The organism is Agromyces luteolus (genome assembly GCF_009729855.1).
GTDB classification, from domain to species: domain Bacteria; phylum Actinomycetota; class Actinomycetes; order Actinomycetales; family Microbacteriaceae; genus Agromyces; species Agromyces luteolus.
This window is the reverse complement of the sequence record NZ_WODA01000025.1, coordinates 794,437-811,287: the sequence shown is the minus strand read 5'-3', so window position 1 is coordinate 811,287 and position 16,851 is coordinate 794,437. Positions and strand designations below refer to the sequence as shown.

General features: G+C 72.5%; 14 protein-coding genes. 6 read left to right on the top strand and 8 right to left on the bottom strand.

Annotation, left to right across the window (positions count from 1 at the left end):
• Nucleotides 1–39 precede the first annotated feature (39 nt).
• The 3 genes from gndA to GLX25_RS17410 all read right to left on the bottom strand — a co-directional run bounded on the left by gndA (nt 40) and on the right by GLX25_RS17410 (nt 2,984).
• The gene (gndA, locus tag GLX25_RS17420) at nt 40–1,509 is read right to left on the bottom strand and encodes an NADP-dependent phosphogluconate dehydrogenase (protein ID WP_155843776.1); all 1,470 of its coding nucleotides are present in this window, start codon (nt 1,507–1,509) and stop codon (nt 40–42) included.
• Between the two features lie 162 nt (nt 1,510–1,671).
• A complete protein-coding gene (locus GLX25_RS17415) occupies nt 1,672–2,391 on the bottom strand; it encodes a FadR/GntR family transcriptional regulator (RefSeq protein ID WP_155843775.1) in 720 nt (239 codons plus the stop codon).
• Between the two features lie 32 nt (nt 2,392–2,423).
• Complete coding sequence (locus GLX25_RS17410) at nt 2,424–2,984, bottom strand: SRPBCC family protein (protein WP_166548956.1); 561 nt, start codon at nt 2,982–2,984, stop codon at nt 2,424–2,426.
• Between the two features lie 160 nt (nt 2,985–3,144).
• Between GLX25_RS17410 and GLX25_RS17405 the strand changes: the two genes are divergently transcribed.
• Nucleotides 3,145–3,879, top strand: a complete 735-nt coding sequence (locus tag GLX25_RS17405) for a hemerythrin domain-containing protein (protein ID WP_166548955.1) — start codon at nt 3,145–3,147, stop codon at nt 3,877–3,879.
• Nucleotides 3,880–3,903: 24 nt separating this feature from the next.
• Here GLX25_RS17405 and GLX25_RS17400 read toward each other — a convergent pair whose 3' ends face one another.
• Nucleotides 3,904–4,746 (bottom strand): UbiA family prenyltransferase, encoded by an 843-nt coding sequence (locus GLX25_RS17400; RefSeq protein WP_166548954.1) that lies wholly within the window; start codon nt 4,744–4,746, stop codon nt 3,904–3,906.
• 237 nt (nt 4,747–4,983) lie between these two features.
• On the opposite strand from GLX25_RS17400, the gene GLX25_RS17395 reads away from it, so the two are divergent.
• From GLX25_RS17395 to GLX25_RS19210, 3 genes are all read left to right on the top strand, one after another.
• Complete coding sequence (locus GLX25_RS17395) at nt 4,984–5,625, top strand: 50S ribosomal protein L25/general stress protein Ctc (protein WP_155843771.1); 642 nt, start codon at nt 4,984–4,986, stop codon at nt 5,623–5,625.
• A 107-nt stretch (nt 5,626–5,732) separates the two neighbouring features.
• Nucleotides 5,733–6,362, top strand: a complete 630-nt coding sequence (pth, locus tag GLX25_RS17390; protein WP_271192490.1) for an aminoacyl-tRNA hydrolase — start codon at nt 5,733–5,735, stop codon at nt 6,360–6,362.
• 42 nt (nt 6,363–6,404) lie between these two features.
• Nucleotides 6,405–7,952, top strand: coding sequence for an adenylate/guanylate cyclase domain-containing protein (locus tag GLX25_RS19210; RefSeq protein WP_155843770.1), 1,548 nt, complete (start codon nt 6,405–6,407; stop codon nt 7,950–7,952).
• A gap of 90 nt (nt 7,953–8,042) precedes the next feature.
• Here the strand turns inward: GLX25_RS19210 and GLX25_RS17380 are convergent, their stop codons facing one another.
• Nucleotides 8,043–8,756, bottom strand: a complete 714-nt coding sequence (locus tag GLX25_RS17380; protein ID WP_155843769.1) for an RNase H family protein — start codon at nt 8,754–8,756, stop codon at nt 8,043–8,045.
• 105 nt (nt 8,757–8,861) lie between these two features.
• On the opposite strand from GLX25_RS17380, the gene mfd reads away from it, so the two are divergent.
• Complete coding sequence (gene mfd, locus GLX25_RS17375) at nt 8,862–12,530, top strand: transcription-repair coupling factor (RefSeq protein ID WP_166548953.1); 3,669 nt, start codon at nt 8,862–8,864, stop codon at nt 12,528–12,530.
• Between the two features lie 46 nt (nt 12,531–12,576).
• Here the strand turns inward: mfd and nhaA are convergent, their stop codons facing one another.
• Nucleotides 12,577–13,779: a Na+/H+ antiporter NhaA gene (gene nhaA / locus GLX25_RS17370; RefSeq protein WP_155843768.1), complete on the bottom strand. Its 1,203-nt coding sequence runs from the start codon at nt 13,777–13,779 to the stop codon at nt 12,577–12,579.
• Nucleotides 13,780–13,948: 169 nt separating this feature from the next.
• On the opposite strand from nhaA, the gene GLX25_RS17365 reads away from it, so the two are divergent.
• A complete protein-coding gene (locus tag GLX25_RS17365; RefSeq protein WP_155843767.1) occupies nt 13,949–14,659 on the top strand; it encodes a nucleoside triphosphate pyrophosphohydrolase in 711 nt (236 codons plus the stop codon).
• A 55-nt stretch (nt 14,660–14,714) separates the two neighbouring features.
• Here the strand turns inward: GLX25_RS17365 and GLX25_RS17360 are convergent, their stop codons facing one another.
• Both GLX25_RS17360 and GLX25_RS17355 read right to left on the bottom strand, forming a co-directional pair.
• Nucleotides 14,715–15,794: an ABC transporter permease gene (locus GLX25_RS17360; RefSeq protein ID WP_155843766.1), complete on the bottom strand. Its 1,080-nt coding sequence runs from the start codon at nt 15,792–15,794 to the stop codon at nt 14,715–14,717.
• Nucleotides 15,791–16,714 (bottom strand): ABC transporter ATP-binding protein, encoded by a 924-nt coding sequence (locus tag GLX25_RS17355; RefSeq protein ID WP_155843765.1) that lies wholly within the window; start codon nt 16,712–16,714, stop codon nt 15,791–15,793. The genes GLX25_RS17360 and GLX25_RS17355 overlap by 4 nt, the downstream gene beginning before the upstream one ends.
• Nucleotides 16,715–16,851: the final 137 nt, after the last annotated feature.

Sequence of the window (16,851 nt, the reverse complement as noted above, 5' to 3'; positions counted from 1 at the left end):
GCCTCCTTCCTCGCGTGGGATCCGTCCGTCCAGTATCCGTCAGTGCGAGGAGGGCGTGGTCTCGATCTCGCTGCGGTCGCCCGACCACAGCGTGTGGAACACGCCCGGCCGGTCGACGCGCTTGTAGGTGTGCGCGCCGAAGAAGTCGCGCTGGCCCTGCACGAGTGCGGCGGGGAGCCGGTCGGCGCGCAGGCCGTCGTAGTAGGCGAGCGACGACGAGAATGCGGGCGTCGGGATGCCGGCCTGCGCGGCGGTCGCGACGACGCGACGCCACGACGACTGCCCGCTCGCGATCGCATCGCGGAAGTACGGCGCGACCGCGAGCGCGACGAGCGTCGGGTCGTCGGCGTAGGCGTCGGCGATGCGGTTCAGGAAGCGGGCCCGGATGATGCAGCCCGCGCGCCAGATCTTCGCGACCTCGCCCTTGTGCACGTTCCAGCCGTACTGCTCGGCGCCGGCGATGATCTCGTCGAAGCCCTGCGAGTAGGCGATGATCTTCGACGCGTAGAGCGCCTTGCGCACGTCCTCGATGAACGCGTCGGCGTCCTCCGGCGCGACCGACCAGGCCTCGTCGGGACCGGGGAGGTCGACCGCGGCCTCGCGCTGCGCGCGCTTGGAGCTGAGGGACCGGGCGAAGACGGCCTCGGCGATCCCGGAGACCGGCACGCCCAGGTCGAGCGCGTTCTGCACGGTCCAGGCGCCCGTGCCCTTGGCGCCGGCCTCGTCGAGGATGACGTCGACGAGCGGCTGCCCGGTCGCGGCATCCGTCTGGCGGAGCACCTCGGCCGTGATCTCGATGAGGTAGCTCTCGAGTTCGCCCGTGTTCCACTCGGCGAAGACGTCGGCGATCTCGGCGGGGGTCTTGCCCGTGCCGCGGCGGATGAGGTCGTACGCCTCGGCGATGAGCTGCATGTCGGCGTACTCGATGCCGTTGTGCACCATCTTGACGAAGTGACCGGCGCCGTCGGTGCCGATGTGGGTCACGCACGGCTCGCCCTCGGCGACCGCGGCGATCGAGGCGAGGATCGGGCCGAGCGTCTCGTAGGACTCGGCCGAGCCGCCGGGCATGATCGACGGGCCGTGCAGCGCGCCCTCCTCGCCGCCCGAGATGCCGGCGCCGACGAAGTGGATGCCGGTCGGCTTGATCTCGGCCTCGCGGCGGATGGTGTCGTGGAAGTTCGCGTTGCCGCCGTCGACGATGATGTCGCCCGGCTCGAAGCGCGAGACGAGCTCGGAGATGACGGCGTCGGTGCCCCGTCCCGCCTGGACCATGATGATCGCCGTGCGGGGCTTCGCGAGCGAGGCCACGAAGTCGTCGTAGCTCTCCGAGGCGACGAAGCCGGCCTCGGGGTGCTCGCCGGTGAGGGTGTGCGTGCGCTCGGGGGAGCGGTTGAAGACCGCGACGGTGTTGCCCTCGCGGCTGGCGAGGTTGCGGGCCAGGTTGGAGCCCATGACGGCGAGGCCGACGACTCCGATGTTCGCGCTGGCGGTGGTGGTGCTCTCGGGCATGCTCGTGGCTCCTGCGAAGGTGGGGGTTTCCGGCACCACGCTAGCAGGGCGGCACCGCTCAAGAATCAGACGTCAATCAGTATCGCATCGAATACGTATGATTTAAAACGGATGGCGCTGCGTGACGCTGCGCGCGGACGAATCGCCCTCGGCGTCGAGGCCTCAGGTCGCGGGCAGCGCCCTCGGGATGTCGCGCCAGGTGCGCTCGACGTCGTCGGCCGTCCGGCCCAGCACCCGGAGCATGGCCTCGCGCGCGGCATCCGCCCGGCCGGCGAGGACGGCATCGGCGACGTCCACGTGCCACTGCATCGCCTCCTCGCTCGGATGCGCCGGCATCAGCCCGCTCGACGTGCGCCCGTGCAGCACCTCGCCGACCGCGTCGCCGAGTGCGGCGAACATCTCGTTGCCCGACGCGCGGAGCACGGCCCGGTGGAACTCGATGTCGTGATCGAGGAAGGCGTCGGCGTCGCCGGCCCTCCCCGCCGCGCGCATGGCCGCCGCGATGCCCATGAGCTCCGCTCCCTGCTCCGGCGGTGCGAAGCGCGCCGCGAGCTCGGCCGCGACCGGCTCCACGGCCGTGCGCAGTTCGGTGAGCGAGCGCAGTTGCGCGCCCTTCCGCTCCGACTCGAGTCGCCACCGAATCACCGACGGATCGAACAGGTTCCACGACGCCATCGGCAGCACCCGGATCCCGACGCGACGCACCGACTCGACGAGGCCCAGCGACTGCGCGACGCGCACGGCTTCGCGCACGACGGACCGCGACACCCGCAGGTCGGCCTCGAGCACCTCGGTGCGCAGGACCGTTCCCGGCTCGAGCTCGCCCGACACGATCCGCGAGCCGAGGTGCTCGACGGCCAGGTCGTGCAGTCGGGAACCCATGCCGCGAGCATAACGGCGGCGTCCGAGGGGGATCACGTCGACGCGGTGCCGTGCCGCTCCTCCCACCGCCGCGCGGCGCGCGCCCGCCGGTCCAGCACGCGATCGAGGCGGCGGAAGTCGCCCGCGAGGATCCAGTGCGTCGCCCACCGCGGGAGCCATCCGGCCTGCCAGCGCAGCGAGCCGCCGAGGTCGCCCCGGTAGTCCGCCCTGATCCGCGTCACCGCCCCCGACGCCGTGCACGCGTACTCGACGCGCGCGTTCCAGGGCGCCGATGACAGCCAGACCACGCGCCGGCCCTCCTCGAGGACGTCGAGCGTGTCGATGAAGTGCGCCCGGAACGGGCCGATGCGATCCGTGGACATCCACCGCGTGCCGACCCGGATCGGACCGTCGTCGAGCTGCCGGCGGAACGCGACCGCCGGCGCGAACTCGTGCCAGCGCATCGGGTCGGCCAGGTACGGGAACACGGCCTCGACCGGGTGGTGCACGGTCGCGTCCACGACGACGTGACGCTCCCACCGACGCGGTCGGGCGCGTGGCTCGGCCCGACGCCCGTCGGTCGGGTCCTCGTGCGCGACGGCGTCCCCCTCCACGCGCGTGAGTGTATTTCGGCCCGCCCCGCACCCGCAATCACTCGGCGCTCGCGGCGGCGCATCGTCACCGCGGCCGGAAACCGCCCGGGTGTAGAATCCGGGTGTTCGCCGCGGGATGCGGCATCCACCCGTCGCTCCGTTGGCGAGATCGGGGGTGAAGATGGCCGAGAGACTGCCGTCGTCCGGTTCCCTCCCCGACGGCCAGGTCGCGGGGTGCGACACGTCGGGCATGATCCTCGTCCACCGCATCTTCCGGTGGCTGTACCGAGAGCTCCCATCGCTGGTGCGCGACGTGGACGACGGCGACGTCGAACGCGCCGGCGTCGTCGGGATCTACGCGAAGCTCGACTTCTTCGCGCTGCACCTGCACCACCGCACCGAGGACACCGTGCTGTGGGACCGACTCGCCGCTCGCGAGCCGGGTTGCGCCGTGCACGTGGAACTCATGCGAGCGCAGCATGCCGAGGTCGCCTCGCAGCTCGCCCGGATCGAGCCCCAGCTCGACCCCTGGCTCGAGGCGGCCGATGCCGGCCTCCGCGACGCGTTCGCCGGCGACATCGAGTTCCTCCGCGACACGCTCCTCGTGCACCTCGGCAACGAGGAGGACGACATCCTCCCGGTCGCCGGCGCGGTGATGTCCCAGCAGGAGTGGGACCAGCTCGAAGCGCACACGCGGAAGACCCTCCTGGCGCGGCGCCGCGACTTCCCGCGGGACGTGCTGTCGCTGCAGCTCGGCCTGCTCCTCGCGAGCGTTCCCGAGGCCGAGCGCGACGAGTGGTACCACGCGAACGTCCCCGCGCCGATCCGCCTGCTCTACCTCCTCCTGATGAAGCGCCGGTACGACCGCGCGATGCAGGAGCTCTACCCCGACCGGCCCGTCCCGTCGATGTTCTGAGCGCCCTCTCCCGCTCCGATCGGATCAGTCCGCGAGCACCCGGCCGGCAGCGACGACCTGGGCGGCCAGGAGCAGCGCGGCCAGCATCACGAGCCGGAAGAGCCTGCGCGACGGGGGCCGCAGGAACGCCGCGGCCAGCGTCGCGGTCGCGACCGCGACGACCCCGGCGAAGCACGCCCACGAGACCGGGGAGACCCTCGACCACTCGCCGCCCGCCGATCCGACGAGGGCGACCACGGCGCCGACGACGACGGCTCCGGCCGCGACCGACGTCGCCGCCCTCGGGCCCCAGCGGTGCGGAAGGCCGCGGACGCCGGTCGCGGCATCCTGCTCGAGGTCGGGCAGCACGTTCGTCAGGTGCACGGCCGCGCCGAACGCGGCGCCGGCGATCCAGGCCCACGGCGGGGCGACGGCGGGCTGCGGCGCCGAGAGCGTCGCGAGGCTCGGGAAGATCCCGAAGCTCACGAGGAACGGGACGATCGAAGCCGCCGTCGACTTGAGCCGGACGTTGTACGCCCACGCCGACCCGAGGGCGAGCGCGTGCGCTGCGAGCGTCGCCCAGCCGAGCAGTGCCGAGAGCACCAGGGCGGATGCCAGCGCGGCCAGGGCCGCACCCCAGGCGACGCGGAGGCTCACCTCGCCCCGCGCGATCGGCTTGTCGGGCCGCGACGCGGCACGGTCGCGCGGGGCGTCGATCGCGTCGTTGGAGATGCCGACCGAGAGCTGGCCCGCGAACACCGCGAGCGCGAGCAGCGCGATGCGGGCCGGATCGAGCCCGGCCGACCAGCCGAGCGCCAACGCGAGCGCGGTGACGATCGACGTCGGTCCGGGGTGCGACGACCGCCACAGCGCCCCCGGGGTGCTCACAGCCTCGATGCTCTCACATCGCATCGAGCGGGCCGCGGCATCCGGTAGACTGACCCATTGAACTTCGGCGAGGGATGCCGCCGGAGCCGGGTTCGTCCCGGTGCGGCATCCGTTATCGACGCGGTGGAATCAGACTCACGGCTGTTCCTCACGCTGGCTGCGCGCGCAGCCCCGGGCGTTCGAGTTGACACAACGGAAAACCCACTCTGGGCCGCGAGCCCGCAAGGAGCCATCACCATGGACGAAGACAACAAGGTCGTCGCCGAACTGCGCGAGTCGTTCGGCAAGGGCGCTGCCCGCAAGATCCGCGCCCTCGACAAGATCCCCGCCGTGCTCTACGGCCACGGCAGCGAGCCGAAGCACCTCACGCTCCCCGGCCACGAGACCGCGCTGCTCATCCGCAAGGCCAACGCCGTGCTCGACCTGCAGATCGGCGGCAAGAGCCAGCTCGCGCTGGTCAAGGACGTGCAGAAGGACCCGGTGCGCCAGCTCATCGAGCACATCGACCTCATCGTCATCAAGCGCGGCGAGAAGGTCCAGGTCGAGGTGCCGGTTCACGTCGAGGGCGAGCCCGTCTCCGGCACGATCGCCGACCTCGACGCGCACACGCTGCTGCTCGAGGTCGAGGCCACGCACATCCCCGAGAACGTCCCCGTCTCGGTCGAGGGCCTCGAGGAGGGCACCCAGGTGCTCGCGAAGGACGTCGAGCTGCCCAAGGGCGCGACGCTCGTCAGCGACGAGGAGATGCTCGTCGTCAACGTGCACGTGCCGCAGAAGGTCGACCTGGGCGAGGAGCCCGAGGCCGCCGAGGGCGAGGCCGCCGAGGCCGCAGCCGAGGGCGAGGCCGAGGAGGCCGCCGAGGGCGAGTCGGCCGAGTAGTCGATCCCGCTTCGTCGCGAGGGTCCGCGGCGCCGCATCCGGGTACGCTCGGATCGCGGGGCCGCGGGCCCTCCGCCGTTCCCACCAACCCCAGCCCGGAGGCATCCGTGAACCTCATCGACCGCCTCCTGCACCGCCGGAAGGACGAGGTCGTGTCCGACAACACCTGGCTCGTGGTCGGCCTCGGCAACCCCGGCGCGCAGTACGCCGGCAACCGGCACAACGTCGGCCAGATGGTCGCCGACGAGCTCGCCGCGCGCATCGGCGCGACCTTCAAGAGCCACAAGACGGCCTCGCGCGTCGCCGAGGGCTTCCTCGGCCCCGGCCGGCCGAAGCTCGTGCTCGCGAAGCCCAACAGCTACATGAACACCTCCGGCGGGCCGGTCTCGGCGCTGCTGAAGTTCTACTCGCTCGGCGCCGACCGCCTGGTCGTGGTGCACGACGAGCTCGACATCCCGTTCGACACCGTGCGCCTGAAGCTCGGCGGCGGCCACGGCGGCCACAACGGGCTGCGCGACATCCAGAAGGCCGCGGGTTCGCCCGACTTCACGCGCGTGCGCGTCGGCATCGGCCGCCCGCCGGGTCGCATGGATGCCGCGGACTACGTGCTGCGCGACTTCGCCGGCCCCGAGCGCGCGGCCCTCCCGAACCTGCTGTCGGATGCCGCGGACGCGGTCGAGGCCGTCGTCGAGCACGGGCTCGTGGCGGCGCAGCAGCGCTTCCACTCGCCGGCGTAGCCACGGGTCCGGTGCGGGGCCCGGAGGAAGGGGACAGGCATCGTGAGCACGCCACCGCCGTCGTCGCGGGAGATCTCCCGCAGGGTCGCGACGCTCATCACCGCAGCGACCGTCCTCGGAGCCCTGATCGTCTTCCTCTACTTCTCGTTGATCGATCCGATGCCCGTCGACGACGCGGCGGTCCGTTCGCTCGACCCCGGAGGCCTCGTGACGTTCGCGATCGTGGGCGCACTGCTCCTCGTCGGTGCGATCGCGATGGTCGTCTGGCTCGGACGCCCGATCCGGAGCTGGCTGCGCAGGATCGAGTCCGGCACGCCCCCGTCGGAGCTGCCGCCGAACGTCGCACGCCTGGTCCTGATCTGGCCCCTCGTCGGCGCGTCGCTCGTCGCCGCGGGCAGCCTCCTCGCGGCCGTGTTCTTCTCGATCCTGTACGACGATCCGGGCAACTTCGTCGGCATCGCCATCGGCGGCGCGGTCGGGACGACCATCGTCTACTTCGGCACCGACCTGATCTGGCGGCAGCAGGTCCCCGCCTTCTTCCCCGACGGCAGGCTGAGCGCCGTCCGCGCCTTCCGGCTGCTCGTTCGGAGGCGCCTGCTGATCGCCTTCGCGCTGATCGGCGGGCTCGCGCCCACCCTCCTCGTGGTGCTGACCCAGGCGCGCACGCGAGCCGTGCTCGACGCCGAGAACCCGCAGGCGATCCTCGACAACCTCCTCGTGGTGCAGCTGTTCATCCTGGGAGTCGGCCTGGTCACCGGCGTGATCACGGCCGCCCTGGTCGCGCGAGCCATCGTGGGTCCGCTGCAGGCGTTGCAGGCGGCGATGGGTCGCGTCGAGGACGACGAGCTCGACACGAGGACCGTGGTGACCACCAACGACGAGCTCGGATACCTGGGCGAGCGGTTCAACGTCATGACGGACGGACTGCGCCAGGGTGAGCGCCTGCGGGAGCTGTTCGGCCTCTACGTCAGCCGCGAGGTGGCCCGGGCCGCCGTGGAGACCGGGGCCGGTCTCGGGGGAACGCTGGTCGACTGCTCGGTCGTATTCTCGGACATCCGCGACTTCACGACGCTCAGCGAGCAGCTGCCGCCCGGGCGGCTCGTCGACGTGATCAACCGGTACATGACCGCCATGGTGTCGGTCGTCGTCGAACACGGGGGCGTCGTCACCCGCTTCGGCGGGGACTCCGTCATGGCGGTCTTCGGCACGCCGCTGAACCCGATGGCCGATCATGCCGGCCGAGCGGTGCGGACCGCGATCGGAATGCGCCGGGCGCTGGAGGCCTTCAACGTCCGGGAGACCCTGGACGGACTCCCGCGCCTCGAAGCCGGGATCGGCATCGCGACCGGGCCGGTCATCGCCGGCAACATCGGCGGCCGGGAGCGCATCGAGTACACGGTGATGGGGGATGCCGTCAACCTCGCCGCCCGGCTGGAGGACAAGACCAAGGAGGTCGGCGCCCCGATCCTCGTGAGCGCCGAGACCTACCGGGCGGTCGACGGGGAGTCGGACCTTCGCGCCCGGGTGCTGACGGACGTGCGGATCAAGGGCAAGCGGGACCCGGTGACCGTCTACGCGCTCTCGGAGTGAGCGGACGCGAGCCGGGCCGGTGCGCCGGGCCCGGTGCGCCGCGCCCGGTGCGCCGCACCCGGGATCGCGACGCATCGACCCCCGGCGACGCTAGATGAGCCCGCGCAGGAACTCCTCGGGAGTGAGGCCGGCGGCGCGGGCGCGCTCGACGAGCCTCGTGTGCTCCTCGGTGGTCAGCTCGAGTGACAGGGTGCGCCAGTCCGCCTCGGGCTCGTCGAAGTCGAAGAGGGCCGCGTCCTCGGTCTCGCGGTCGGCGAGGGCGGCCGCGGCCGGTACGGCCGGCTCGGATGCCGCCGACTCGACGGGGACCGCGGCGACCGCGGCATCCGTCGCCGGTTCGCAGTCGCCGACCCAACCGGGCCCGGTCGGGACGTCCTCGCCGCGGCGATAGGCCTCGGCGACCGCTCGGGCACGCTCGTCGGCGGCCTCGTTCATGGGGTGGCCGACATGGCCGCGGACCCACTCGAAGCGGTAGCGGCGCCCGGCGATCGCGGCGTCGAGCTGTTCGAGCAGCTCGCGGTTCAGGACGGGCGATCCGTCGGCCTTGCGCCAGCCCTTGCGCTTCCAGCCGGCCATCCACTTCGTCACCGAGTTGATCACGTACTGGCTGTCGCACTGCACGAGCAGCTCGTCGTCGAGGTGCGCGGTCGCGCGGAACAGCTCGAGGACCGCGGTCAGCTCGCCCTGGTTGTTCGTCGCGCGGGGCCACCCGCCCGCCGCCCAGCAGTCGTCGGAGACGTACCAGGCCCAGCCCGCCGGGCCGGGATTGCCGAGGGCCGAGCCGTCGGCGGCGGCGATGATCATGCGGTGGTCCTTCCGGTGGGAGCGGGCGGCGACCATGCTATCGGCGCCCGCCGACCGATCCGTCCTTCCGGCCGCCGTGTCAGCGGGCGCGCGTAGACTGCTCCGGTGATCCTGCAGGGCTTGAACACGGCGCTTTCGCGCGCCTCCACGATCGATCGAGCCCTCGCGGAGGCCGAGCGGAACGCCGACTTCTCCGCGCCCTCCGGGCTCGACGCGCCGCTCCTCGCGGGCCTGCTCGGCCGGCGCGCGGCCGAGGGCCACCCGCCCGTGCTGTTCGTCGTCACCGCGACGAGCCGCGAGGGCGAATCGCTCCGCACCGCGCTCGCGCCCTACCTCGACGACGCCGAGATCCTCGAGTTCCCCGCGTGGGAGACGCTGCCGCACGAGCGGCTCAGCCCGAGCGCCGAGACGGTCGGGCGTCGCCTCCACGCGATCCGCCGGATGGCGGCGTGGAGCGCCGAGGGCACGAGCCATCCGCTCGTCGTCGTCGCCTCGGTGCGCGCCGCCCTGCAGCCCGTCGCCGACAACCTCGCCGACCTCGCGCCGATCGAGCTCGCCGCGGGCGGCCGCGGCCACGACCTGTCCGACCTCGCGGTGCGGCTCGTCGACCTCGCGTACGCGCGCGTCGACATGGTCTCGCGCCGCGGCGAGTTCGCCGTCCGCGGCGGCATCCTCGACGTCTTCCCGCCGACCGCCGACCACCCGGTGCGCGTCGACTTCTTCGGCGACGAGGTCGAGGAGCTGCGCGCATTCTCGGTCGCCGACCAGCGCTCGCTGCCCGACCGGGTCGAGCGGGTCCTCCTCGCGCCGAGCCGCGAGCTGCTGCTCACCGAGCCGGTGCGCCAGCGCGCCCGCGAGATGGTGCACGAGTTCCCCAACCTCGCAGGTCTGCTCGAGCGCATCGCCGAGGGCATCCCGGTCGAGGGCATGGAATCGCTCGCGCCGGCGCTGCTCGAGCGGCTCGTGCCCGTCACCTCCTACCTGCCCGAGGGTGCAGCGGTCGCGGTCGTCGGGCCCGAGCGCGTCGCCGGCCGCGCGGTGAGCCTCGGCGAGACGAACCGCGAGTTCCTCGCGGCGGCGTGGGATGCCGCGACCGCGGGTGCCGCGGCCCCCATCGACCTCGCCGCGGGCGACTTCCTGACCCTCCGCGCGCTGCGCGAGTCGGTGCTGTTCAGCGCGCCCGGCTCGCCCGATCCCGACCGGGTGTGGTGGACGTTCTCGAGCTTCGACCAGGGCGACGCGGCCGAGGCCGTCGGCGAGACCGCGGGCGGGGCGGATGCCTCGTACGTGCGCGTCGCGGCGGCGACCGTGCCGAGCTTCCAGGGCAACGTGGAGGGCGCCGTGGCGCACGTCGGCGAACGCCTGCGCGACGGCTGGAGCCTCGTCGTCGCGGCCGCCGGACACGGGCTCGTCGAGCGCGCGCGCGACGTGCTCGCCGAGCACGGGCTCGCCGGCCGCATCGTCGAGTCGGTGCCCGACGAGCTCGAACCGGGCGTCGCATTCCTCGTGCAGGCGCAGGCCGCGGCCGGCTTCGAGGTGCCCGAGGCGAAGCTCGGGCTCATCGCCGAGGCCGAGTTCTACGGTCGCTCGGCCGGGTACGACACGCGTCAGGTGAAGAAGCTCGCGAGCCGTCGGCGCAACGTGGTCGACCCGCTGCAGCTGAAGGCCGGCGACCACGTCGTGCACTCGACGCACGGCATCGGCCGCTTCGTCGAGCTCGTGCAGCGCGAGGTCGCCGCCGGCGCCCGGCCGACCGGGCCGAGCCGCACCGCGGGCATCCGGCAGGCGCCGACGACCGTGCGCGAGTACGTCGTGCTCGAGTACGCGCCATCCAAGCGCGGACAGGCCGGCGACCGCCTCTACGTGCCGATGGACCAGCTCGACCTGCTGAGCCGCTACGTGGGCGGCGAGGCGCCGAGCCTGTCGAAGATGGGCGGCAGCGACTGGTCGCAGGCCAAGTCGCGCGCCCGCAAGGCCGTGCGCGACATCGCCGTCGAGCTCGTGAAGCTCTACTCGGCGCGGATGGCGGCCAAGGGCCACGCGTTCGGCCAGGACACGCCCTGGCAGCACGAGCTGGAGGAGGCGTTCCCCTACGCCGAGACGCCCGACCAGCTGCAGACCATCGACGAGGTCAAGGCCGACATGGAGCGGCCCATCCCGATGGACCGCCTGCTCGCGGGCGACGTCGGCTTCGGCAAGACCGAGGTCGCCGTGCGCGCGGCGTTCAAGGCCATCCAGGACGGCAAGCAGGTCGCGATGCTCGTGCCGACCACGCTGCTCGTCCGGCAGCACCTCGAGACCTTCTCCGAGCGGTTCGCCGGGTTCCCGGTGCACGTGCGCGCGCTCAGCCGGTTCCAGACCGACAAGGAGGTCCGCGAGACCGTCGCGGGCCTCGCGGACGGCACCGTCGACATGGTCATCGGCACGCACCGGATCCTCACCGAGAAGGTCGTGTTCAAGGACCTGGGCCTCATGATCATCGACGAGGAGCAGCGCTTCGGCGTCGAGCACAAGGACCAGCTGAAGAAGCTCAAGACCAACGTCGACATCCTCGCGATGAGCGCGACGCCGATCCCGCGCACGCTCGAGATGGCCGTCACCGGCATCCGCGAGATGTCGACGCTCGCGACTCCGCCCGAGGACCGGCACCCGATCCTCACGTTCGTCGGTCCGCACTCCGACCAGCAGGTGGCCGCTGCCATCCGTCGTGAGATGCTCCGCGAGGGCCAGGTGTTCTTCGTGCACAACCGCGTCTCGTCGATCAACCGGGTCGCGGCGCAGCTCGCCGAGCTCGTGCCCGAGGCCCGCATCGCGGTCGCGCACGGCCAGCTCAACGAGCACGTGCTCGAGCAGATCGTCGTCGACTTCTGGGAGCGCAAGTTCGACGTGCTCGTCTCGACGACGATCATCGAGACGGGCCTCGACATCTCGAACGCGAACACGATCATCGTCGACCGGGCCGACAAGTACGGCCTCTCGCAGCTGCACCAGCTCCGCGGCCGCGTCGGGCGCGGGCGCGAGCGCGCGTACGCCTACTTCCTGTACGACCCTGCCAAGCCGCTCTCCGAGACCGCGCACGACCGACTCTCCACGATCGCCGCGAACAACGAGCTCGGCAGCGGCATGCAGGTCGCGCTGAAGGACCTCGAGATCCGCGGTGCGGGCAACCTGCTCGGGGCCGAGCAGGCCGGGCACATCGCGGGCGTCGGCTTCGACCTCTACCTGCGCATGATCGGCGAGGCCGTGAACGCGTTCCGCGGCGACGTGGCGGAGGGGCAGACCGAGCTGCGGCTCGAGCTGCCGGTCGACGCGCACATCCCCGAGGACTACGTCGACAGCGAGCGGCTGCGACTCGAGGCCTACCAGAAGCTCTCGGCCGCGAGCGGGCCCGCCGCGAAGGACGGCCAGATCGACCTCGTCGTCGAGGAGCTGGTCGACCGCTACGGCGAGCTGCCCGAAGCGGTCGAGCACCTCGTGGCGGTCTCGCGCCTGCGCCGGACGGCGCAGCTCGCAGGGCTCTCGGACGTCATCGCGACGGGATCGAAGCTGCGCATCGCGCCGGCGAAGCTCCCCGACTCGCGTCGCGTGCGGCTCGAGCGCATGTACCCGGGCGCGAAGCTGTTCCCGCAGAACGACGTGATCCTGGTGCCGTTCCCGACGCCGGGCGGCGAGGCGCCGGGCGACGCCGACCTCATCCAGTGGGTGTCGAACCTGATCGGCGTGATCTTCCCCGCGGAAGCGGCGACCGCATCCGCGGCCGCCCCCGCGAGCTGACGCGCCGGCGAGCCGCGGCGCCGGCGAGCTGACGCGCCGGCGCCGGTCAGTGCGCGAGCGGTCCGCCGACGCCCTCTGCGGCGCCGCTGCGTCGGTACGTGCGCGACCTCAGGGCGACGAAGACCGCCGAGATCGCGATCGCGATGCCCGACCCGATGAGCACGGCGACGACGCCCTGATCGGCCACCTCGGGGTACTCGCGGAACGCGAGCTCGTTCATCAGCAGCGACACGGTGAAGCCGATGCCGCCGAGCGCGCCGACCATCGCGATGTCCGACCAGGTGAGCGGCTTGATGCCCGTCCGGCGGTGCACGAAGAGCGTCGCGATGCCGCCGATGAGCGTGATGCCGACGATCTTGCCGACGGGAAGGCCCACGAGGATGCCCCAGAACGCCGGGTCGAGCTCGCTCGGGCGCACCGCGGGGATGGCGACGAGCGCGGCCGAGAACGCGAACAGCGGCAGGATGACGGCGTTCGACAGCGGCTCGAGCGAGTGCACGGCGCGGCCCGCGGGTCGACGCGACATGACGAGGCCGAGCATCACGCCCGCGATCGTCGCGTGCACGCCCGAGAGGTAGACGAACGACCAGGTCAGCACGGCGAGCGTCCATAGCGCCACCATCACCGGCCACTGGGCGCGTCGCGCGAGGACGTACGGCGATCGCGGCGAGAGGAGCCGGCTCATCATGCCGAAGAGCGTGACCGTGATGGCGGCGAACCCGAGGTAGGCGAGGTCGGCGTCGCTCGTGAAGAAGAACGCGATGATGAGGATCGCGATGAGGTCGTCGAGCACGGCGAGCGCGAGCAGGAACACGCGCACGCGCGTCGGGATGAACCGCCCGAACATGGCGAGCACGCCCAGGGCGAAGGCGATGTCGGTCGCGGTCGGGATCGGCCAGCCGTCGGCGGTCGGGCCGGCCCCGGCGAAGGCCAGGAACACGAGCGCCGGCGCCACGACGCCGCCGAGCGCCGCGATGGCGGGCAGCGCGGCCTTCGAGAAGCTGTTCAGCTCGCCGATGACGAGCTCGCGGCGGAGCTCCACGGCGACGATGAAGAAGAACACGGCGAGCAGTCCGTCGCTCACCCAGTGCCCGAGCGACAGGTCGAGCCCCGTGAACGGGACCGCGAGGTGCGCGTGCTTGAACTCGACGAGGTCGTGCCCGATCGGCGAGTTCGCGATAACGAGGCCGAGGACGGCGGCGGCGAGCAGGAGCGACGCGGAGACGCGCTCGGAGCGGAGGAAGTTCATGGCACCTCTGACGGGGGTCGGGAACGGCGACGGAGCCGTGCGGAAACAGCGACGACGCGCGACGCGTCGGCCGACCAGACTTCCCGGCACACCTGGCGTCGAGTCTATCGGGCGGCGCGGTTAGGCTCGCAGCGACGGGTCGCGCCGCGGCCCGAGAGGGCGGTGGGTCATGACGCGAACGTCCGGCGGGCACGGTGCGGGCGAGCACGCGACGACGGATGCCGCGGCCGCGACGCCGGCCGCCGGCGACGGGTTGCTCGAGCTCGTGGCCATGGTCGGCCGCCTGCGCGGCCCGGGCGGATGCCCGTGGGACGCCGACCAGACCCACGAGTCGCTCGTGCAGTACCTCGTCGAGGAGTGCTGGGAGCTCATCGACGCGATCGAGTCGGGCAGCCGCGAGGAGATGATCGAGGAGCTCGGCGACGTGCTCTACCAGGTGCTGTTCCACGCCGACCTCGCCGCGCACACCCCCGGCGAGGACTACGACATCGACGACGTCGCCCGCCACATGACGGCGAAGATGGTGGCGCGGCATCCGCACGTCTTCGGCGACCGCGAGGCGGAGACCGCGGCCGATGTCGTCGCCTTCTGGGACGACCTCAAGGCGAGCGAGAAGCCGCACCGCACGAGCGTGCTCGACGGCGTCCCGCAGGGCATGCCCGCGCTCGCGCTCGCGCAGAAGCTGCTCGGCAAGGCCGAGAAGGTCGGCGTGACGAGGGCGGCGACGGATGCCGCGTCCGCGCCGGCCACGGAGGCCGAGCTCGGCGACACCCTCATGGCGCTCGTCGCGTCCGCCCGCGCGCAGGGCCTCGACGCCGAGCGCGCGCTCCGCGGTGCCATCCGCTCGATGCAGGACGACGTGCGCGCCGCGGAGGCCTGACGGACCCGTCGCCGTGCGAGCGGCGTGGTCGCGAGGTCGACCGACGCCGCGCGGCTCAGGCGATCCGGCTGCCGCGGGGGAGTCGATGCGCCGGGGTGCTGGTTCGGCGCACCGCCCATACGAGCGCCCCGGCCGCCAGCAGCAGGTGGATCGCGAGGCCGACGAACCACGAGGGCACCGACCGCTCGTAGACCTCCTCGGGTGTGTCGGAGTCGTCCTGCAGCACCTCCCCGCTCGGGGTCCAGTTCGCGCACTCGTCGTATTCGACCTCGAGCTCCGGGGCGTGCTGCGCCTGACGGACCCCGACCGCGATCCACGTGAACAGGTCGGTCGGGGTGCCGCGCGAGTCGAAGCTCGCGGGCGCGGCGTCCGCCACCACGACGTACGGGTTCGCGGCGAGGAACCCCCACACGTAGTCGAACCGCGGCACGTCGTACGTCCAGGTCTGGGCCGGGAGGCATGGCGGTTCCTCGCCGGGCGGCACCCCGTCGCGCTCGACGGCCATCCAGTCGACGTAGTGGTTGGTCGTGCGAACCTCGGACTGCGCCGACGCGCCGCCGAGCCCGAACGCGATGAGGGTGCCGATCGAGAGCGCGGCGACGACGAGGTAGGTCACCGCGACCGAGAAGAGCGGACGGTTCAGCAGGCCCGAGAGCCCGACGCCGATCGCGGCGACCACGCCGAGCTCGAGGGCCGTCACGAGCGTGGAGACGAGGATCGTCGACGCCGGCACCTCGCCGAGCGTGACGGCGAAGACGAGGAAGGGCAGGGCGGCGGCCAGGAACGCGAGCGCGGTGATCCACGCCGCGAGCCACTTCCCGAGCACGATCTGGGTCGTCGTGACGAGCGTGACCTGGGTCGTGGCGAGCGTGCCCGCGTCGCGCTCGCCGTTGATCGCGTTCGCGCTGAGCGCGGGGGAGACGAGCGTGCCGAGCAGCAGCACGAAGAACACGATCGACGAGAAGACCCCGCCGCCGCCGTCGAGGAAGGCGTTCGTCGCGAGCACCAGCAGCACGGTGACGCCCGCGACGAGCACCACGAACACCCCGAGGAGCACGTACCAGGCCACGGTGCGCACGCGCTGGCGGAGGTCGAGCGTCACGACGAGCCAGAGGCCCTGCAGGAAGCCGGTCATGCGTCCTCCTCCCCGTTGCGGCTGAGATCGAGGAACACGTGCTCGAGGTCGCCGACCGCCGGGGCGAACGACGAGATCGGCACGCCGGACCCGATGAGGTGGGCGATGAGCTGCGCGGCGTCCTCCTCGGACGCGAGCGGGACGATCGCGCCCAGGTTGTCGATGCGCGCCACCTCGCCCCATCCCGCGGCGTCGAGCGCGGTCCGGAGCCGCTCGGGGTCGAGGGACCGGACCCGCCAGTCGCGCGCGGTGCGCGCCGCGCGCTCGATCTCGTCGGCCGCCGCCGTCACGCCGCCGGAGAGGTAGACGGCCTGGTCGGCCATCTCCTCGAGCTCGGCGAGCACGTGGCTCGAGACGAGCACCGTCCGGCCCTCGGACGCGAGACGACGGACGAGTGCCCGGAGACCGGCGCGCGCGACCGGATCGAGCCCGGAGGCGGGCTCGTCGAGCAGCAGCACCTCCGGGTCGTGGACGAGCGCCCGGGCGAGGCTCAGTCGCTGCTTCTGCCCGCGAGAGAGCACCCGGGTCGGGCGATCCGCGAGTTCGTCGAGGTCGACGAGCCCGATCAGGTCGTCGGCGCGCGCCCTCGCGGCGTCCGTCGAACGCCCGTACAGCCGTGCGCTGGTCACGAGCGCCTCCCGCACCGTGAGCGAGGCCCACGAGCCGAGCAGGTCGGGCATCCAGCCCATGCGGGCCCGGACCTCGGCGGGATCGGTCACCGGGTCGAAGCCCGCGACGCGGATCGTGCCCGCGTCGGGTCGGAGCAGTGATGCGAGCATGAGCAGCAGCGTGGTCTTCCCTGCCCCGTTCGGGCCGATGAGCCCGGCGACGTGGCCGGGCTCGACGGTGAACGTCGCGTTCCGCACGGCATGCACGTCGCCGAACGCGCGGGCGACCCCGGACACCTCGATGCCGGCCATCCGACCTCCCTCGGGTCGGCGCGGCGCCGACGAGACGCGAGCCTAGCGGCGCGGCGACCACGCACGGCCGAGGAACGCGCAGGATGTGGAGAACCTCATCCGGATGGCGCGGCCGCTCGGGGCCGCCGGCCGTTCCG